Source organism: Curtobacterium sp. VKM Ac-2887 (assembly GCF_015350935.1).
GTDB lineage: Bacteria > Actinomycetota > Actinomycetes > Actinomycetales > Microbacteriaceae > Curtobacterium.
Genome location: NZ_JADKSB010000005.1, coordinates 146,518 through 165,603, shown reverse-complemented (window position 1 = coordinate 165,603; position 19,086 = coordinate 146,518). Strand labels below are relative to the sequence as shown.

The following is a 19,086-nucleotide window of genomic DNA, read 5'->3' as shown; positions in this document are numbered from 1 at the left end:
CCAGCTGGCACCGTGCCTCCCGTCCGTTTCGTGGTCAGCACCACCGCATCAGGCGGGGGTGCCCGCCCGCTCGCCCTCGCCGGTCCACGAGCGGGTGCCGCCGTCGTGCACGGGCAGCCGCGTGCGGTGCCCGGTCGACGCGCCCCGCGCCCGCGCGATCGCGTCCGACGCGGACACGAGCGTCAGGTGCGACAGCACCTGCGGGGTGTTGCCGACGTGGTGTCCGGTGGCGACGTCGATCTCCTCGGAGAGCATGCCGACGTCGTTCGCGTACCCGACGAGCACGTCCATGAGGCGCTCGGCGTCGTCGATCCGGCCCGATGCCGCGTACTGCTCGACCAGCCAGAACGAGCACGCCAGGAACGGGTGCTCCGCGCCGGCGAGCCCGTCGAACCCCGACGACGTCCGGTACCGCAGCACGAGACCGTCGGAGCCGGTGGACAGGTCCTGCTCGATGGCGGCGACGGTGCCGGTCATGCGGGCGTCGTGGGCGGAGACGTAGCCGATCTGCGGCAGGACGAGCAGGCTCGCGTCGACCTCGTCGGTGTCGTAGTGCTGCCGGTAGCTGCCGCGTGCAGCGTTCCAGCCGTGCTCCTCGATCTCGGCCCGGACCTGGTCGCGCAGGGTGCGCCAGCGGTCCACGGGCCCTTCGAGACCGAACTCCTCGACCGCGGCGACCCCACGGTCGAACGCGGCCCAGATCATCGCGCGCGAGTGCGTGAAGTGCCGTCGCGGGCCGCGCATCTCCCAGATGCCGTTGTCGGGCTCCTGCCAGTGCTCCTCGACGTAGCCGAGCAGGGCGCGCTGCAGGGCCCACGAGTCGGCGTTCTCCTCGACCCCGAGCTCGCGGGCGTCGTGCAGGGCGGCCAGGACCTCGCCGAACACGTCGCCCTGGTACTGCGTGTACGCGCCGTTGCCGACCCGGACGGGCGTCGAGCCGGCGTACCCGGGCAGGTGCGGGAGCTCCCGTTCCGGCAGTTCGCGCTCCCCGGCGATGCCGTACATGATCTGCACGTCGGCGGGGTCGCCGGCGATGGCGCGGAGCAACCAGCCGCGCCAGTGCGCCGCCTCGTCGCGGTAGCCGTGCGCGATGAGCGAGGCGAGGGCGAGGGAGGCGTCGCGGAGCCAGACGTAGCGGTAGTCCCAGTTGCGTTCGCCGCCCGGGTCCTCCGGCAGGCTCGAGGTCACGGCGGCCACCACGCCGCCGGTCTCGCCGTGGGTCATCGCGCGGAGCAGCAGGAGGGAGCGGCGGGCGGCGTCGGCGTAGCGACCCTCGGTGCGCGCCGTCGCCATCCAGTCCGTCCACCACGTCACGGTGCGGTGGAGCTCGGCGTCGACGTCGACGGGCTCCGGGGGTTCCCGGTGCGAGGGGTACCAGGTGAGCACGGTGTCGAGCACGTCACCGTCGTGGATGATCGCGGTGGCCGTGTGCCGGTGGTCGGAGGCCCGGAAGCGCGGGCCACGCACGATGACCGACCCGGGGCCGGCGGTGGCGAGCAGTGCCGGGTCCTCATCGCCGCCGATCTGTCGTACCCACGGCAGCGCGAGGGCGTAGTCGAACCGGATCCGCAGGGTCTGCTGCACCTCGACCGTGCCGCTCAGTCCGCGGACACGGCGGACGATGGACGGCCGGTGCGCGCCGACGGGCATGAACTCGGTCACCTCGACGACCCCGTCCGCTGTGGTCCACACCGTCGACAGGACGAGCGTGTCGCCGTGGTACTTCCGGTGCGCCGTCGCCGCGGGGTCGCTCGGTCGGAGCGTCCAGTGCCCGTGGTCCTCGGTGCCGAGCAGCGAGGCGAACGTGGCGGCGCTGTCGAACCGCGGCAGGCACGCCCAGTCGATCGTGCCGTCGCGGCCGACGAGTGCGGCGGTCGAGGTGTCGCCGATGACGGCGTGGTCCTCGATCAGGTTCGGGGGAGTCGCGGGGGGCGCGGGTGCTCGCTCGGTGTCGGCGGTCCGGTCCGTGTCGGTGCTCATGCCCCGATCGAACACCCGGAGGCCGAGCGTCGTGGCCGCGCGGACGGGCCGCCGGCCGTCTGGCGGCCGCGTGCCGTCGGTGTGCCTGAAGCCTCGCTCAGGCCGGGTCGGAGGCGTCCGCCTCGGCGAGCCCGACCCGCGCGAGTTCGGACCAGAGCCCGGCACCGTCCGGTGCGTAGACCCACGGCGCCGAGGTGTCGCGGGAGCGTTCCTGCGCCCGGGAGCGTCCGCCGGCCAGGACCGCCTCGCTCGTGGACAGCTGCCGGATGGCGACTCCCGCGACGTTCTCCGGGTGCTCGCGGGCGAACTCGCCGTACAGCGACTCGTCGTGCTGGCCGTCGTCGCCGACGAGCAGCCACTGCACGTCCGGGAAGTCCTTCGCCAGGCGCCGCAGGTTCTGCTGCTTGTGCAGCTGCCCGCTCCGGAAGAAGCGGTCGTGCGTGGGGCCCCAGTCGGTGAGCAGGAGCGTGCCGGACGGGTACATGTTGCGGGTCAGGAAGCGCTGCAGGGTCGGCGCGACGTTCCAGGCACCGGTGGACAGGTACACGGTCGGGGAGCCGGGGTGCTGCGCCTGCACGCGTTCGTACAGCACGGACATGCCCGGCACGGGGCGGCGGGCGTGTTCGGTGAGGACGAAGGAGTTCCACGCCGCCAGCATCGGACGGGGGAGCGAGGTCACCATGACGGTGTCGTCGATGTCGGACAGCAGCCCGAAGCGGGTGTCGGGGTGCACGACGAACACGTCGGCCTCGACGTCGCGCCCGCCGCCGGCCGACAACCGGACGGTGCGCCAGCCCGGCTCGAGGTCGATCGGCACGATGGTGTCGACGACCCCGCCACGGTCGGTCTCGACGACGTGCGAGACCCCACCGGCGGTGACGGTGACCTCGGCGTGGTCGACCGCGACGCTCGTGAAGCTCTTCCACCCGCGGACACCGGCGTACGAGACGTCGGAGGCGAGGCCACGGCGGGTCAGCAGCACGCGGCAGAGGATGCGGACCCATCCGGGAGCGCCGTAGCCGGTGTAGGGGACGACGGTCGGGACCAGGCCACGGCTTCGGGCGCGGTGCTCGCGGAACTCCTGGACGGCGTTCTCGATGCGGGCCGCGCGGTGCAGGAGCGGCTCGGCCAACGACGGCTCGTGGGGCGTCGGGTCGGGCATCGCCCCATCATCCCATGCAGGACCCGGAAGTCCACGTCCCGCGGCACCTGTGGTGAGTCGCAGCCATGTTCCAGCCGGTCTCTGCGAAAATCGTCCTCGTCACACCAACGAACCGCGCTGGAGCGCAAGAGGAGAACACGTGCTCGTCACCGAGGTAACGAACGCTCTGCCGGGGGGATCATCACTGCTCAGGAACGAGCCGGTCCAAGCCCGCAGTTCGGCGCGCCTCGCGGGTCTGCTCGACGCTGCTGCCGCGGTGATCGACGAGATCGGGTTCGAGCGACTCACGACCGCGATGGTCGCCGAGCGGGCCGGAGCGTCCATCGGCACCGTCTACCGCTACTTCCCGGACCGCATCGCCGTGGTCGACGCGCTCGCCATCCGCTGCACGCAGCGGCTGGCCGCGCGCTTCGTCGCGGCGCTCGACGCGAGCGGCGCGGAGACCTGGCAGCAGGCCTGCGACGCGCTGATCGACGAGACCGCCGAGCTGTACCGCACCGAGCCCGGCTTCCGCGCGATCCGCTTCGGCGACACCGCGGACACCGGCACCGGTGACGCCGAGGACCGCATGGGAGCGCTCGGCGCCGCCGTCGGGCAGATCATGCGCGACCGGTTCGGGCTGCCCGACAACGAGCGCATCGCACGTGCCTGGGTCGTGCTGGCCGAGTCCGGCCACGCCGTGCTGGCGCGGGCGCACCGCGACCGCGAGCACCCCGACTCGGCGCTCATCGCCGAGTACCGCACGATGAGCCGTGCCCACATGGAGTCCGTGGTCGCCGCCGGCTGACCGCCGCGGGGTCCCGCACCCATCCGACGACGCCCGTGCTTCCGAACAGGAGGCGCGGGCGTCGTCGTCCGCGCTGGTTCCGTCGTGCGCTCGGTCCGGTCCACGGCGGTGCGCACCTGTCCGGGACGCGCCGCGTGCCGGAACGGGCGAACCGCTGTCGGACCCGACGGGTACTCTCATCCGGAGTCGGGCTACCTCCGAACAGAAGGGCACCCATGATCGAGTTCCGCTCGGTACGAAAGACCTACCCGGACGGCACCACCGCGGTCGACGACTTCGACCTCGTGATCCCGTCCCGGACCACGACCGTCTTCGTCGGCTCCAGCGGCTGCGGCAAGACGACGCTGCTCCGGATGATCAACCGCATGGTCGACCCCACCTCGGGTTCCGTGCAGATCGACGGATCCGACGTCTCCGGCGTCGACCCCGTGAAGCTCCGGCGGAGCATCGGGTACGTCATGCAGAACTCCGGTCTGCTGCCGCACCGCAAGGTCGTCGACAACATCGCGACCGTGCCCCTGCTCACCGGGGTGTCGAAGGCCGACGCCCGCACGCGTGCGCTCGAGCTCATGGACACCGTGGGACTCGACCGGGCGTTCGCCGACCGGTACCCGTCCCAGCTGTCCGGCGGGCAGCAGCAGCGCGTCGGCGTGGCCCGCGGCCTCGCCGTCGACCCGAACATCCTGCTCATGGACGAGCCCTTCGGTGCCGTCGACCCGCTGGTCCGCAACGACCTGCAGGACGAGCTCATCCGCCTGCAGCGCGAACTCGGCAAGACCGTCGTGTTCGTGACGCACGACATCGACGAGGCGTTCAAGCTCGGCGACCAGGTCGTCATCCTGAAGAAGGGCGGCGAGATCGCCCAGCAGGGCACGCCGTCCGAGATCCTGGCCGAGCCGGCGGACGACTTCGTCGCGAACTTCATCGGTGTGGGCCGTGGGCGTCGGTCGCTGCGCGTCGAGCACACCCCCACGGGCCCCATCGTCGTGGACGGCGACGGGCGTGCAGCCGGTGTCCTCACCGGACCGGTCAACGTCGTCGACGCCGCCGCAGCGGTGCAGGCCGACCCCGCATCGAACCAGGCCGGAGCGTCGCTCGACGCCCCGGGTGCTCCGGCGCAGGGTGAGGGCACGCGGTGAAGTGGGTCCTCGCGAACCTGGACACGATCCGTGACGCCACGGTCGCGCACCTGGCCATCGCCATCCCGCCGATCATCATCGCGTTCCTGCTGTCCATCCCCATCGGCTGGCTCGTCGTCCGCCTCCAGCGCCCCGGTGGATCGCGGTTCGCCTCGGGTGTCGGCAGCGGCATCGTGACGTTCGCCGGGCTGCTCTACGCGATCCCGTCCCTGGCGCTGTTCGTGGCGCTGCCGGGCATCATCGGCACCGGGCTGCAGAGCCCGGTCAACGTCGTGATCGGGTTGACCCTGTACGGCCTCGCGCTCATGGTCCGGTCGACCGTCGACGGGCTCACCTCGGTGGACTCGGGGACGAAGTCGGCCTCGACCGCGATGGGGTACTCGTCGGCGCAGCGGTTCTTCCGCGTCGAACTGCCGCTGGCCGGGCCGGTGCTGCTCGCCGGGCTGCGGGTGGTCTCGGTGTCCACGATCTCGCTGACCACCGTCGGCGCCGTCCTCGGCATCCAGAGCCTCGGGTCGCTGTTCACGGACGGCCTCGGGCGCGGGATCTACGAGGAGATCATCTCCGGCATCGTCATGGTCCTCGTCCTGGCGTTCGTGCTCGACGGGATCCTGGTGCTGCTCGGCCGGATCGTCATGCCGTGGACCCGGACGACCTCGGTGTCGCGCCGCCGGACCCGCCGTGTCCTGCAAGCAGCGGAGGTCGCCTCGTGATCATCGGACAGGCCTTCGCCTGGGTCTTCGACCCCACCAACTACTCCGGGTACAACGCGATCCCCGGCCGCCTCTGGGAGCACATCTGGATCACGCTGCTCGCCGTGGTGATCGCCTCGCTGATCGCCGTGCCGATCGGGTACGCCATCGGCCACACGCGCCGCGCACGGGGCTTCTCGATCGCCGTGTCCGGCGGGATCCGCGCACTGCCGACGCTCGGCGTGCTCTCCCTGTTCGGACTCCTGCTCGGCATCGGCCTGCAGGCTCCGCTCCTGGCGCTCGTCGTGCTCGCCATCCCCTCGGTGCTGGCTGGTGCGTACTCGGGCATCGAGTCGGTCGAACCCGTGACCGTCGACGCCGCCAAGGCCCAGGGCATGACGGGCTGGCAGATCCTGTGGAAGGTCGAGGTCCCGCTCGGCCTGCCCCTGCTGATCGGCGGCTTCCGCGCAGCCGTGCTGCAGGTCGTGGCCACGGCGACGCTCGCCGCGTACGTCGGCGCCGGCGGCCTCGGCGGCTACTTCTTCCTCGGTCTGAAGACCCAGGACTACGCCGAGATGCTCGGCGCCTCCATCCTCGTGATCGCACTCGCGATCGCGTTCGAGATCGTGTTCGCCGTGCTGCAGCGGGCGTCGGTGCCCAAGGGCACCGCCGACCCGTCGGCCCGGCAGCGCCAGGGATCGCGCGAGCGAGCCCGCAATCCCATCCCGGAAGGAAATCCATCGTGATCACAGCAAAGATCCGTGCGGGCGTCGCAGCAGCGCTCGCACTGGGCGTCGCCGCCGCCCTGACCGGCTGCGCGTCGAGCGACCCGCTCGACAGCGGCTCCAGCGCGTCGTCCGACTCCAAGACGATCGTCGTCGGCTCGCAGCAGTACTACTCGAACGAGATCATCGCCGAGCTGTACGCACAGGTCCTCGAGAAGAACGGCTTCGAGGTCAAGCGCAACTTCAACATCGGGCAGCGCGAGGTCTACATCCCGCAGCTCGAGAAGGGCGCGATCGACGTCATGCCCGAGTACAGCGGCAACCTGCTGCAGTACTTCGACAAGGACTCCACGGCGAAGACCGCCGACCAGATCGACGACGGCCTCGAGACGGCGCTGCCGAAGGGCCTCCGGGTCCTCGACGAGGCCGAGGCGACCGACCAGGACAGCTACACCGTCACGAAGAAGTTCTCCGAGGACAACGACGTGACGAGCCTGGCCGACCTGAAGGACGTCACGTCGAAGCTCACCGTCGGCGCGAACTCCGAGTTCCAGACCCGTCCGTACGGTCCGAAGGGCCTGAAGTCGGTCTACGGCGTCGACGTCGACTTCAAGGCGGTCGAGGACTCCGGCGGAGCCCTGACGGTCAAGGCGCTGAAGGACGGCACCGTCCAGCTCGCCGACATCTACAGCGCCGACCCGAGCATCAAGGCGAACGACTTCGTCACGCTCGAGGACCCGGAGAACCTGATCCTGCCGCAGAACGTCATCCCCGTCGTCTCCGACAAGGTGAACGACAAGGCCGCGGACGCGATCGACTCGGTCAACGAGAAGCTGACGCCCGAGGCCCTGATCGAGCTCAACACCAAGAGCACGGCGGACAAGGAGAAGGCGTCCACCATCGCCAAGGAGTTCCTGACCGACGAGGGCCTGCTGTAACAGCAGTCCTCGTGCGTTAGACGACAGGCGTCGGGCAACTGCCCGGCGCCTCTCGTCGTTCGGCGGAGCGGGAATCGGCACATCCGTGCCGCACGGTTGTGCCGTGCAACACCCTTGCACGTTCGTGCACGGAACATTTCTACAAGTTGTCGAAGTCGGTGGTGACGCGGTACCGTTGAAGAGTCCCAACGGCTGTGACATCTGATGTATCCGTTCCACAGGAAGACACTGACGTGCACCGACTGCGCGCGGCGACCCGACTGGGAAGTGCCGCATGACCGACCTCCTCGACCCGCTCATCCTGTCGCGGTGGCAGTTCGGTCTGACGACCATCTACCACTTCCTCTTCGTCCCGCTGACGATCGGCATGGCCGCCGTGGTGGCCGTGTTCCAGACCGCCTGGTACCGGACCGGTCGCGCGCACTACCTGCAGCTGACCCGGTTCTTCGGACGCATCTTCCTGATCAACTTCGCGATGGGCGTCGTGACGGGCATCGTGCAGGAGTTCCAGTTCGGCATGAACTGGTCGAACTACTCGCGCTTCGTCGGTGACGTCTTCGGCGCCCCGCTCGCGCTCGAGGGGATCCTGGCCTTCTTCTTCGAAGCCGCGTTCATCGGCGTCTGGATCTTCGGCTGGGACCGCTTGCCGAAGGGACTGCACCTGGCGAGCATCTGGTGCGTCAGCGCCGGCACGATCATGTCGGCGTACTTCATCATCGCCGCGAACGCGTTCATGCAGCACCCGGTCGGCTTCTCGATGAACGAGGCCAAGGGCCGCGCGGAGCTCACCGACATCTGGGCGGTCCTCGGCAACAAGGTCGCCCTCGCCGCCTTCCCGCACACGTTGTTCGCCTGCTTCATGGTCGCCGCAGCAGTGATCATCTCGGTCGCCGCCTACCACCTGGCGCGGAACCAGAACCTCGAGACGATGATGCCGGCGCTCAAGTTCGGCATGTGGACCATGGTGGCTGCGGGGGCCCTGACGGTGCTCACCGGCGACCAGCTCGGCCTGACCATGGTCGACACCCAGCCGATGAAGATGGCCGCGGCCGAAGCGCTCTACAACACGGCGACCGGCAAGGACGCCTCGTTCTCGATCTTCACGCTCGGCACCCCCGACGGCGTGCACGAACTGTTCTCGATCCGGGTGCCCTACCTGCTGTCGTTCCTGTCCACGCACACCTTCAACGGCACGGTCGAGGGCATCAACGACCTGCAGGCGCAGTACACCCAGGTGTACGGGCCCGGCGACTACAAGCCGATCATCTGGGTCACCTACTGGTCGTTCCGCTGGATGATCGCGCTCGGCGTCGGTGCGGTCATGGTGTCGCTCGCCGGCCTCTGGCTGACCCGCAAGGGCCGGTTCCCGACGAAGCGCTGGATCTGGCGCGTCGCCACCTGGACCGTCCCGCTCCCGATGGCCGCGATGATCGTCGGCTGGATCTTCACCGAGATGGGTCGCCAGCCGTGGCTCGTGTTCGGGTTGCTCAAGACCAGCGACGGCGTCTCGCCGAACGTGACCGGGCTCGAGGTCCTCATCTCGCTCGTCGTGTTCACCGTGATCTACGGCTCGCTGGCGGTGGTCGAGTTCAAGCTCATCAAGAAGGTCGCGCAAGAGGGCCCTGCCGCTCCGGCAGAGGTGGACGAGGAGACCGGCGAGGTCAAGCACGAAGTGACGGTGTACTGAGATGGATCTGCCTGTCCTCTGGTTCGCGATCGTCGGCGTGTTCTTCGTCGGCTACTTCGTTCTCGACGGCTTCGACTTCGGGGTCGGCATGTCCCTGCCCTTCCTGGGCAAGGACGACACCGACCGTCGGGTGCTCATCAACACGATCGGCCCGGTCTGGGACCTCAACGAGACGTGGGTCATCGTCGCCGGCGCCTGCCTGTTCGCGGCGTTCCCCGAGTGGTACGCGACGATGTTCTCCGGGTTCTACCTGGCGCTGCTGCTCATCCTCGCGGCGCTGATCCTGCGGGGTGTCTCGTTCGAGTACCGGCACCAGAACAAGCACCTCGAGTGGAAGCGTCGCTTCGACCTGATGATCATCGTCGGGTCCGCCCTGCCGTCCTTCCTGTGGGGCGTCGCGTTCGGCAACGTCGTCCGCGGGATCCCGATGGACTCGGGGCACAACTACACGGGCACGCTCTTCGACCTGCTCAACCCGTTCGCGCTCCTGACCGGCGTGGCGACGCTGCTGGTGTTCTTCACGCACGGCGTCGTGTTCGTGGCGCTGAAGACCGAGGGCGAGATCCGCGAGCGGGCGAAGCGCCTGGCGACCCGGGCCGGCATCCTGACGATCGTCGTCGGTGCCGCGTTCCTGGTCTGGATGGCGTTCGTCCGGGCGACTCCGGCCTCGCTCGTGCTCTCGGTGGTCGCGGCACTCGCGCTCGTCCTGGCCGTGCTGTGCAACGCCTGGGGCAAGGAGGGCCGGGCGTTCACGCTCATGGCCGTCACCATCGCCGCGATCGTGCTCGCCATGTTCACGGCGATCTTCCCGGACGTCATGCCCGCCACCAACGACCCGGCGAACAGCCTGAACGTGTACAACGCCTCGAGCGGTTCGTACACGCTGACGGTGATGAGCTGGGTGGCGCTGATCTTCGTGCCCCTCGTGTTCGCGTACCAGGCCTGGACGTACTGGGTGTTCCGCAAGCGTGTCTCGCGGGCCCAGGTCACCCAGGCCGCGCACTAGGCAGGCGACGGTGAAGCCGCTCGACCCGCGACTCCTGCGCCTGTCGCGGACGGCGCGCGGCTTCATCGTCGCGGCCGCCGGCACCGGCGTCCTCCGCACGGTCGCGACCATCGCGATCGCGTGGGGGATCGCCGCCGCCGTGACCCTCGGCATCGACGCGGTCCAGGACGGCCGTGTCCCGAGCGCCTTCGGGCAGGCGCTCGCGCTGCTGGGCGGCGCGTTCGTGCTCCGTGCCGTGGCGGCCTGGGCGACCGACGACCTGGCGGCCCGCGCCGCGGCGAAGGTGAAGAGCGAGATGCGCACCACGGTGCTCGCCCGCGCCGCCGAGCGGGGTCCGTCCTGGCTGGCGAGCCGGTCGAGTGCGGGGTTCGCCACCACCCTCGGGCCGGGCCTCGACGCGCTCGACGCCTACTTCGGTCGCTACCTGCCGCAGCTCGCACTCACCGCGATCGCCACACCGCTGCTGTTGGTCGCGATCGGCCTCGGTGACCTGACGAGCGGGCTGATCATCCTGTTCGCCCTGCCGGTCATCCCGGTGTTCATGATCCTGATCGGACTCGCGACCCAGTCGTTGCAGCGGAAGCAGTCCGACGCCCTCGCCAAGCTGGGCGGCGCCTTCCTCGAGGCCGTCGAGGGCCTGGCCACCCTCAAGGTGTTCGGTCGCGCCCGGCGCCAGGTCGGCCGCATCGGCGCCGTCACGGACGAGTACCGTCGTGGCACGCTCGGGGTGCTCCGGCTGTCGTTCGTCAGCGGGTTCGCGCTCGAGCTCGCCGCGAGCCTGTCCGTCGCCCTCGTCGCGGTGTCGATCGGCATCCGGCTGGTCGACGGCTCGCTCGGGCTCGGCGCCGCGATGTTCGTCCTGGTCCTCGCCCCCGACGCGTTCGCCCCCATCCGCCAGGTCGGCGCGGACTTCCACGCCGCCCAGGACGGCGTCGAGGCATCGGCAGCGGTCCTCGACGTCCTCGACGACGACACGGAGCCCGCGCCGCACCACGACACGGACCCCGCGGCGACCGCTCCGGCTGCCGCGGCGCTGGCCGTGCACGGTCTGACCGTCCGCCGGCCCGACGTGGTGATCGGCCCGCTCGACCTGCACGCCGACCCCGGCACCGTCGTCGTGCTCGCCGGCCCGAGCGGCTCGGGCAAGTCGAGCGTCATCGCCGCACTCCGCGGCGTCCTGCCGCACGACGGCACCGTGGTCGTCCCCGGCGCCGCCGGTACGACCGCCGCCGGCCGCACCACCTGGGCCGACCAGCGACCCCGCCTCGTGCGCGGGACCGTCGCCGAGAACGTCGCGCTCAGCGCGACCCCCGACGCCGTGGACGTCCAGACCGCGTTGCGCGACGCGGGGCTGGGGGTCGACCCGGGCCTCCCGATCGGCGCCGGTGGCAGCGGACTGTCCGGCGGCCAGGCGCAGCGCGTCGCCGTCGCGCGGGCGCTGTACCGCGCCCGCCGCGTCGGCACGCCGTTGGTCCTGCTCGACGAACCGACGTCGGCGCTCGACGCCGAGGCCGAGGCCCACGTCGTCGCCGCGATCCGCGGCCTGGCGGCCGACGGCGCGGTCGTCGTGGTGGCCAGCCACCGACCGGCGGTCGTGGCCGCGGCCGACGTCCGGGTCGACATCGGCACCGGTGGGTCTGTCACCGTCCGGACGGGGGTGCGCGCATGAGCCGGCAGCGGGTGCTGTCCCGGGAGGCCCGTGGAGCGTCCGTCCTGCGGCTCGCGATGCCGCACGGGTCGGGTTGGGCGAAGGCGGTCGCCGCCGGCGCGCTCAGTGCGGTCTGCGCCGTGGCGCTCCTCGCCGCGAGCGGCTACCTCATCACCCGTGCCGCGGAGCACCCGCCGATCCTCTACCTGACCCTCGTGATGGTCGGCGTGCGGGCGTTCGCACTCGGGCGTGCGGCGCTGCGCTACGTCGACCGGCTCGCCGGGCACGACGCGTCCTTCCGGCAGCTCGCGGTGGTGCGCACCGAGATGTACCGGCGGCTCGCCTCGGTCGCACCGGCAGGGCTCGGCAGCACCGGCCGTGGCGACCTGATGACCCGCCTGGTCACCGACACCGACCGGCTGCAGGACCTGCCCATCCGCGTCGTCGGGCCGCTGGTGTCCGCCGGGGTCGTCGCCCTGCTGTCCGTCGTCGCGGTGGCGATCGTGTCGGTGCCGGCCGCCCTCGTGCTCCTGCTCGGCCTGGCGGTCGCGGCGCTGCTCGGGTCGGTCGTGACACGGTCGATCGCCGAGCGCTCCGACCGTGAGACCGCGGCGGAACGTGGTCGGGTCGCCGACCTCGTGCTCGACACCGTGCGGACGCTCGACGTGTTCGCGGCCTACGGCACCCTCGACGAGCGGCTGGCGCACATCGCCCGTCTCGACGCCGGCGTCACCCGTGCAGTGCGCCGCCGTGGCACGGTCGAGGCGCTCGTCGGTGCCCTGGTCGGGCTGGTCGGCGGCGGCGCGGTCATCGGGATCCTGGCCGTCGGTGCACCGGTCGTGGTGTCCGGGGCGCTCGACGGACCGCTCTGGGCGCTGACCGTGTTCGTGCCGCTCGCCCTGTTCGAGGTCGTCGGCGGGGTCCCGCTCGCCGTCCTCACGCTGCGCCGCGTGCGCGCCGCCGCTGAGCGGGTCGAGCAGGTCGTCCCGGCCCGGGTGCCCGCGGGCATCGTGCCCGAACCCGAGCAGGACGCCGACCCGGCCGAACTGGCGGTGTTCGGTCCGGTCACCGTGGCGGTGCGCGACCTGACCGTGCAGTGGCCCGGAGCCACGACGCCGGCGGTCGACGGGGTCTCGCTCGACCTGCACCCCGGCGAGGTCGTCGTGCTCGAAGGGCCGAGCGGCGCGGGGAAGTCCACCCTCGTCGACGCGCTCGTCCGGTTCGTCGACCACCAGGGCTCGTACACGCTCGACGGGGTCTCGGCGAAGGACATGCACCCCGACGCCGTCCGTGCCCGCATCGGGCTCATCGAGCAGGACCCGTTCGTGTTCGACCAGTCCGTGCGACAGAACCTGCTGTTCGCCCGCGAGACCGCGACCGACGACGAGCTGCTCGCCGTGCTCGACCGGGTCGGCCTCGGCGAGTGGGTCGGACGTCGCGGCGGGCTCGATGCGTCGGTGGGGGAGCGCGGTGGCCTCGTCTCCGGCGGACAAGCGCACCGGCTCGCCCTGGCGCGCGCGCTCCTGCACGCGTTCCCGGTGCTCGTGCTCGACGAACCCACGGCCGACATCGACCCGGACCTCGGCGACGCCGTCCTGCACGACCTCGTGACGACGGCCCGCGCAGCGGGACGGACGGTCGTGATCGTGTCGCACGTGCCGGTCCGGGCGGACCTGGTCGACCGCACCCTGCGGATGGCCGCCGGCCGCCTGCTCGTCGGATGACCCGACAGGCGGACGCTGGACGGGCCTCCCGGCTTGTATCGTTGACGTCCGTGACCACCGAGCAGCACGCCGAGGACCCGAACGCCTACGACTTCCGTCGTATCCAGGAGAAGTGGCAGCCCCGCTGGGAAGAGCTCGGGCTCTTCACCACCGACCTGGACGACACGCGTCCGCGCAAGTACATCCTCGAGATGTTCCCGTACCCGTCCGGCGACCTCCACATGGGGCACGCCGAGAACTGGGCCCTCGGCGACTTCGTGGCGCGCTACTGGCGCCAGCAGGGCTTCAACGTCCTGCACCCCATCGGCTGGGACTCCTTCGGCCTGCCCGCCGAGAACGCCGCGATCAAGCGCGGGGTGGACCCGAAGGACTGGACCTACGCGAACATCGCGCAGCAGAAGGCGTCCTTCAAGCGCTACGCGCCGTCGTTCGACTGGAGCACCGAGATCCACACCTCGGACCCCGAGTACTACAAGTGGAACCAGTGGCTGTTCCTGAAGATGTACGAGAAGGGCCTGGCGTACCGCAAGGACAGCTGGGTCAACTGGGACCCGGTGGACCAGACCGTGCTCGCGAACGAGCAGGTCCTGCCCGACGGCACCTCGGACCGCTCCGGTGCCGTCGTCGTCAAGAAGAAGCTCACGCAGTGGTACTTCAAGATCACGGAGTACGCCGACCGCCTGCTCGACGACCTCAACCAGCTCGAGGGACGGTGGCCCGCCAAGGTCATCGCGCAGCAGCGCAACTGGATCGGCCGGTCGGTCGGCGCCGACGTCGACTTCGTCATCGAGGGCCGTGACGAGCCCGTCACGGTGTTCACGACGCGCCCCGACACGATCCACGGCGTGACGTTCCTCGTCGTCGCACCGGACTCGGACCTGGCGGCGTCGCTGGTCGCTTCTGCGTCCTCCTCCGTCCGTGCGGACTTCGATGCCTACCTCGTCGCCACGCAGAAGACGTCGGAGATCGACCGGCAGAACGCCGACCGCCCGAAGACCGGTGTGCCGCTCGGCCGTTTCGCGATCCACCCGCTGACGGGGGAGCGCCTGCCGATCTGGGCCGCCGACTACGTGCTCGCCGACTACGGCCACGGGGCGGTCATGGCCGTGCCGGCGCACGACCAGCGCGACCTCGACTTCGCCCGGGCGTTCGACCTGCCGGTGAAGGTCGTCGTCGACACCAACGCCGCGGTCACCGGAGCGATCCCGGTGATCACCGAGGACACCGAGCTGCCCGACCTCAACCCCGCCACCACGGGCGAGGCGCTGACGGGTCAGGGCCGGATGATGAACTCCGGCCCCCTCGACGGCATGTCGAAGCAGCACGCGATCACCGCCGCGATCTCCCTGCTCGAGGAGCGCGGGACCGGTCGCGCCGCCAAGACCTACCGCCTGCGCGACTGGCTCATCTCGCGCCAGCGCTTCTGGGGCACGCCGATCCCGATCATCCACGGCGCCGACGGCAGCGAGCACCCCGTGCCGCTCGACCAGCTGCCGGTGCGCCTGCCCGACACCGAGGGGCTCGACCTCAAGCCCAAGGGCACCTCGCCCCTCGGCGGAGCGACCGACTGGGTCAACGTCCCGAACCCCGTCGACGGGACGCCCGCGCTTCGTGACACCGACACGATGGACACCTTCGTCGACTCGTCGTGGTACTTCCTGCGCTTCCTGGCGGCGAACGACGACACCCAGGCGTTCGACCCCGCCGTCGCTCGCAAGTGGGCGCCGGTCGACCAGTACATCGGCGGCATCGAGCACGCGATCCTGCACCTGCTGTACGCGCGCTTCGTCACCAAGGTGCTCTTCGACCTCGGTTACCTCGACTTCACCGAGCCGTTCTCGGCACTGCTCAACCAGGGCATGGTGCTGTCCGGCGGCTCGAAGATGTCGAAGTCCAAGGGCGGCGTCTCGCTCGGCGACGAGCTCGACGCGAACGGCGTCGACGCGATCCGCCTGGTGATGGGCTTCGCCGGCCCGCCCGAGGACGACATCAACTGGGAGGACGTCTCGCCGTCCGCCTCGGCACGCTTCCTGGCCCGCGCCTACCGCCTGGCGACCGACGTCACGTCGATCCCCGACGTCGTCTGGGCCGAGGGCGACCGCGCCCTGCGCCAGGTGACGCACCGGTTCCTGGCCGATGCGCCGGGCCTGATGGAGTCGTTCAAGTTCAACGTCGTGATCGCACGGCTCATGGACCTGGTCAACGTGACGCGCAAAGCGATCGACAGCGGCCCCGGTGCCGCCGACCCCGCCGTGCGCGAAGCCGTCGAGACCGTCACGCTCGGCCTCGCCGTGTTCGCGCCGTACACCGGCGAGGAGATGTGGGAGCAGCTCGGGTACGAGGCCACCGTCGCGCTGCACGGTTGGCGGAAGGCCGACCCGACGCTGCTGGTGCAGGAGACCCTCACCGCGGTCGTCCAGGTCAACGGCAAGGTCCGCGACTCGTTCGAGGTGTCGAAGTCGATCGAGCCGTCCGAGCTCGAGGCACTCGCGCGGAACTCGGCGAACGTGCAGCGGTACATCGGTGACCGCGAGATCGTGAAAGTCATCGTGCGGGCGCCGAAGCTCGTGAACATCGCCATCAAGGGGTAGCCCTCGGGCGGCGCGGCCGTCCACGGGGTGGGCGTCTGGCCGTCCACAGGGTGAGCGTCTGGCCGTCCACAGGGTGGGCGTCCGACGCACCTGTCCACAGACCAGCACTCCGGAGCCCGGCCGATCGGCCGGGCTCCGTAGCGTTCGGGGCATGTCGTCGCCCTCGTCACCGGACCCTCGGTCAGTGGACGGCGCGCCCGCATCGGGACGCGTGCTCTGGTCGCGACTGGTGCTGTCGCCGCGGGCCGCGGTGGTGCTGGCCGGGGTCGTTGTGGCTGTGGCGCTGGTGGTGGTCCTGGTCGGGTCGCTGACGGGCCGTGGTGGTGCAGGGGCGGGCGGGGTCGTCGTCAGTGGTGCGCCCACCGCCGGCGCGCCGACTGTCGGCCCTCCGGCTGCCGGCGTGCCGACCGCCGGTGCGCCCACCGCCGGGGTGCCGACCGCTGGGTCTGGTGCGGCGCGTGTGGTGGTGCACGTGCTCGGGGCGGTCGAGCGCGACGGCGTGGTGCGCCTGCCGCCGTCGAGCCGGGTGACCGACGCGATCGAGCGGGCCGGCGGCGCGACGGCGGATGCGGACCTGGACCGACTGAACCTGGCGCGGGTCCTGACCGACGGCGAGCGGCTGTACGTGCCGCGCGTGGGCGAGGACGAGGTCCCGGCGGCGCTCGATCCGGTCGACGGCGGTGCGGCCGCGGCGGGCAGCGGCGCTGACGACGGTACGGGTGCCGCGGGTGCCGCGGGAACCGGCGCCGACGCCGTCGTCGACCTGAACAGCGCCGACCAGGCTGCGCTCGAGACCCTGCCCGGCATCGGCCCGGGGTTGGCCGGCCGGATCCTCGCCTGGCGCGACGAACACGGCCGGTTCACCGCGGTCGAGGACCTGCTCGACGTCAGCGGCATCGGCGACGTCCGGTTCGCGGAGCTGCGTGACCGCGTGCGGGTCTGAGCCGTGCCCGTGCAGCTGCGACCCAGTGCGACGGACCTGCGGGTTGCGGTGCCGGTGGCGATCACCTGGATCGTGACGACCGTGCTCGTCGGGGGCCCCGCGGCAGCGCCCGTGGTCGGGATCGTGGCCGCCGTGCTGGCCGTGCTCGCCGGAGGGACTGCGATCGTCGCGAGTCGTCGTCGCTCGGGCCGCCGCTGCCGCACCGTGACCGCCGGTGCCGGCCCGGTGCTCGTCGCGGCGGCGCTGACCGCGTTGCTCGCCGTGTCGGTCACCGTGGGGGAGACCCGACGAACGCCGGAGGTGCTCCGCGCCCTCGCCTCCGGGTCGGGCACCGTGTCGTTCGACGCAGTCCTGTCGCGCGACCTGGGCCCGGGTGACCGCTCCGTCCTCGCGACGCTCGAGCGTGCCGACACGGTGCGTGCGCTCCGGGTACCGGTCCGGCTCGTGCCGCCGGGCGACGGTGCGCTCGTGCCATCGGGTGACGATCACGACCTCGTGCTGGCCGCGGGGACGAGGATGACCGGCTCCGGGACACTCGAGGCCGACGTCCCCGGTTCCGCGACCGCGTTCGTGCTGTTCCTCCGGGGTGTGCCCGCCACCGAGCCACCCGGGGGACTGCTCGGAGCCACCGACACCGCGCGCCGGGCCTTCGTCCGTGCGACGGCGGACCTGCCCGAGCCCGGGGCTGCGCTCCTGCGTGGCCTGGCGATCGGCGACCGGTCCGGCCTCGACGCCGCGACCGAGGCAGCGATGGAGACCTCGGCGCTGACCCACCTGACCGCGGTGTCCGGGGCGAACTGCGCGGTGATCGTCGGCCTCGTCGTGGTGCTCGGGCGACTCTGCGGAATGCCTCGGGGGCTCCGGGCGGCGTCGGCCGTCGCCGTGCTGCTCGCGTTCGTGGTGCTCGTGCGGCCAGACCCGTCCATCGTCCGGGCCACGGTGATGGCGGTCGTCGTGCTGGTCGTGCACCTGTCCGGCCGCCCCGTGCGCGGCGTGCCCCTCATCGCCCTGGCCGCGATCGGCATGCTGGTGGTCGACCCCTGGTTCGCGCGGTCGTTCGGGTTCGCGCTGTCGGTGCTCGCCACGACCGGCATCGTGGTGCTCGGGCCACCGCTCACCAGGCTCCTCGCCCGACGGCTGTGGACCCCGGCGGCCGCCGCCCTCGCCGTGCCGGTGGCAGCACAGGTCGCCTGCTGGCCCGTGACGATCCCGCTGTCCGCGGCGCTGCCGACCTACGCGGTGCCGGCGAACCTGCTGGCCGAGCCCCTGGCACCGATCGTCACCGTCGTCGGCCTCGGTGCGTGTCTGCTCGCGCCGGTCTGGCCGTGGGGTGGGTCGGTGCTGGCAGCCGTCGCCTGGGCCCCCGCGTCGGCGGTCGGGGGCATCGCCCGCGGCGCAGCGCTGCTGCCGTACGCGTCGGCGCCGTGGCCGGGTGGGACCGTCGGAGTGGTCGGCGCCGTGGTCGTCAGCGCGTGCCTCGCGGTCGCCGTGCTGAGCACTCCGACGGCGCGGAGCCGCCTGCTGCTCGTCGCAGGAGTCGTCGTCGTGGTCGGTGTCGCCGCCGTCGCGGTTCCCGTGCTGGTCGTGCGCGGTACCGTCCCGCGCGACTGGGCGGTCGCGGCGTGCGACGTCGGACAGGGTGACGCCGTGCTGGTCCGTGGCGGCGACAGCACGGCCCTGATCGACACCGGGGACGACCCGGACCGCCTCCGGGCGTGCCTCGACCTGCTGCGGGTCCGCCGGATCGACCTGCTCGTCCTCACGCACTTCGACCGCGACCACGTCGGGGCGGTCGACGAGGTCGCGGGCATCGTCGACACGGCGCTCGTCGGACCGGTCGGCCGTGCGTCGGACAGCCGCGTCGTGCAGGACCTGCAGCGCGGCGGCGTCGACGTCCGGCAGGCCGACGACCGGGTGTCCGGCGTGCTCGGGCCGCTCGGTTGGCGTGTGGTGTGGCCGCGCGCGGGCAGCCCGGACGCCGGCAACGACGCGAGCATCGTGCTCGTCACCGAGCCGCCGCCAGGTGCCGACTGCCCGACGTGCCTGTCCGGGGTGTTCCTCGGT

The 19,086-nt window shown here is 71.5% G+C and carries 13 protein-coding genes and 1 pseudogene; 12 read left to right on the top strand and 2 right to left on the bottom strand.

The features are described 5' to 3' along the window. Window positions 1-48: 48 nt before the first annotated feature. Both ITJ69_RS07925 and ITJ69_RS07920 read right to left on the bottom strand, forming a co-directional pair. Window positions 49-1,980, bottom strand: a complete 1,932-nt coding sequence (locus ITJ69_RS07925; RefSeq protein WP_194672494.1) for a glycoside hydrolase family 15 protein — start codon at window positions 1,978-1,980, stop codon at window positions 49-51. Between the two features lie 97 nt (window positions 1,981-2,077). Further along, window positions 2,078-3,142: an App1 family protein gene (locus ITJ69_RS07920; RefSeq protein WP_194672493.1), complete on the bottom strand. Its 1,065-nt coding sequence runs from the start codon at window positions 3,140-3,142 to the stop codon at window positions 2,078-2,080. A gap of 139 nt (window positions 3,143-3,281) precedes the next feature. Here ITJ69_RS07920 and ITJ69_RS07915 point away from each other — a divergent pair, with 139 nt between their 5' ends. The 12 genes and pseudogenes from ITJ69_RS07915 to ITJ69_RS20395 form a co-directional block, all read left to right on the top strand. Beyond that, on the top strand, window positions 3,282-3,929 hold the full coding sequence (locus ITJ69_RS07915; RefSeq protein WP_166673162.1) for a TetR/AcrR family transcriptional regulator: 648 nt from the start codon (window positions 3,282-3,284) through the stop codon (window positions 3,927-3,929). A gap of 215 nt (window positions 3,930-4,144) precedes the next feature. Beyond that, window positions 4,145-5,068, top strand: a complete 924-nt coding sequence (locus ITJ69_RS07910; RefSeq protein ID WP_123292493.1) for an ABC transporter ATP-binding protein — start codon at window positions 4,145-4,147, stop codon at window positions 5,066-5,068. Beyond that, a complete protein-coding gene (locus ITJ69_RS07905; protein WP_123292494.1) occupies window positions 5,065-5,781 on the top strand; it encodes an ABC transporter permease in 717 nt (238 codons plus the stop codon). The genes ITJ69_RS07910 and ITJ69_RS07905 overlap by 4 nt, the downstream gene beginning before the upstream one ends. Then, window positions 5,778-6,506 carry an ABC transporter permease gene (locus ITJ69_RS07900; protein ID WP_159573269.1) on the top strand — a complete coding sequence of 243 codons (729 nt, stop codon included), beginning with the start codon at window positions 5,778-5,780 and terminating at the stop codon, window positions 6,504-6,506. The genes ITJ69_RS07905 and ITJ69_RS07900 overlap by 4 nt, the downstream gene beginning before the upstream one ends. Further along, entirely contained in the window at window positions 6,503-7,423 is a 921-nt protein-coding gene (locus ITJ69_RS07895) for an ABC transporter substrate-binding protein (RefSeq protein WP_123340387.1), read from the top strand. Before ITJ69_RS07900 ends, ITJ69_RS07895 begins: the two co-directional genes overlap by 4 nt. A gap of 274 nt (window positions 7,424-7,697) precedes the next feature. Beyond that, window positions 7,698-9,110: a cytochrome ubiquinol oxidase subunit I gene (locus ITJ69_RS07890; RefSeq protein ID WP_123292497.1), complete on the top strand. Its 1,413-nt coding sequence runs from the start codon at window positions 7,698-7,700 to the stop codon at window positions 9,108-9,110. A gap of 1 nt (window position 9,111) precedes the next feature. After that, entirely contained in the window at window positions 9,112-10,116 is a 1,005-nt protein-coding gene (gene cydB, locus ITJ69_RS07885; protein WP_123340389.1) for a cytochrome d ubiquinol oxidase subunit II, read from the top strand. Window positions 10,117-10,126: 10 nt separating this feature from the next. After that, window positions 10,127-11,785 carry a thiol reductant ABC exporter subunit CydD gene (gene cydD / locus ITJ69_RS07880; protein WP_194672492.1) on the top strand — a complete coding sequence of 553 codons (1,659 nt, stop codon included), beginning with the start codon at window positions 10,127-10,129 and terminating at the stop codon, window positions 11,783-11,785. Then, window positions 11,782-13,488 (top strand): thiol reductant ABC exporter subunit CydC, encoded by a 1,707-nt coding sequence (gene cydC / locus ITJ69_RS07875; protein ID WP_194672491.1) that lies wholly within the window; start codon window positions 11,782-11,784, stop codon window positions 13,486-13,488. The genes cydD and cydC overlap by 4 nt, the downstream gene beginning before the upstream one ends. Then, window positions 13,485-16,079 (top strand): leucine--tRNA ligase, encoded by a 2,595-nt coding sequence (gene leuS / locus ITJ69_RS07870; protein ID WP_416354926.1) that lies wholly within the window; start codon window positions 13,485-13,487, stop codon window positions 16,077-16,079. Before cydC ends, leuS begins: the two co-directional genes overlap by 4 nt. Window positions 16,080-16,263: 184 nt before the next feature. Beyond that, entirely contained in the window at window positions 16,264-17,022 is a 759-nt protein-coding gene (locus tag ITJ69_RS07865) for a helix-hairpin-helix domain-containing protein (RefSeq protein WP_323743063.1), read from the top strand. Window positions 17,023-17,538: 516 nt separating this feature from the next. Continuing rightward, window positions 17,539-18,849: pseudogene (locus ITJ69_RS20395) on the top strand (ComEC/Rec2 family competence protein); the annotation flags it as partial. Window positions 18,850-19,086: the final 237 nt, after the last annotated feature.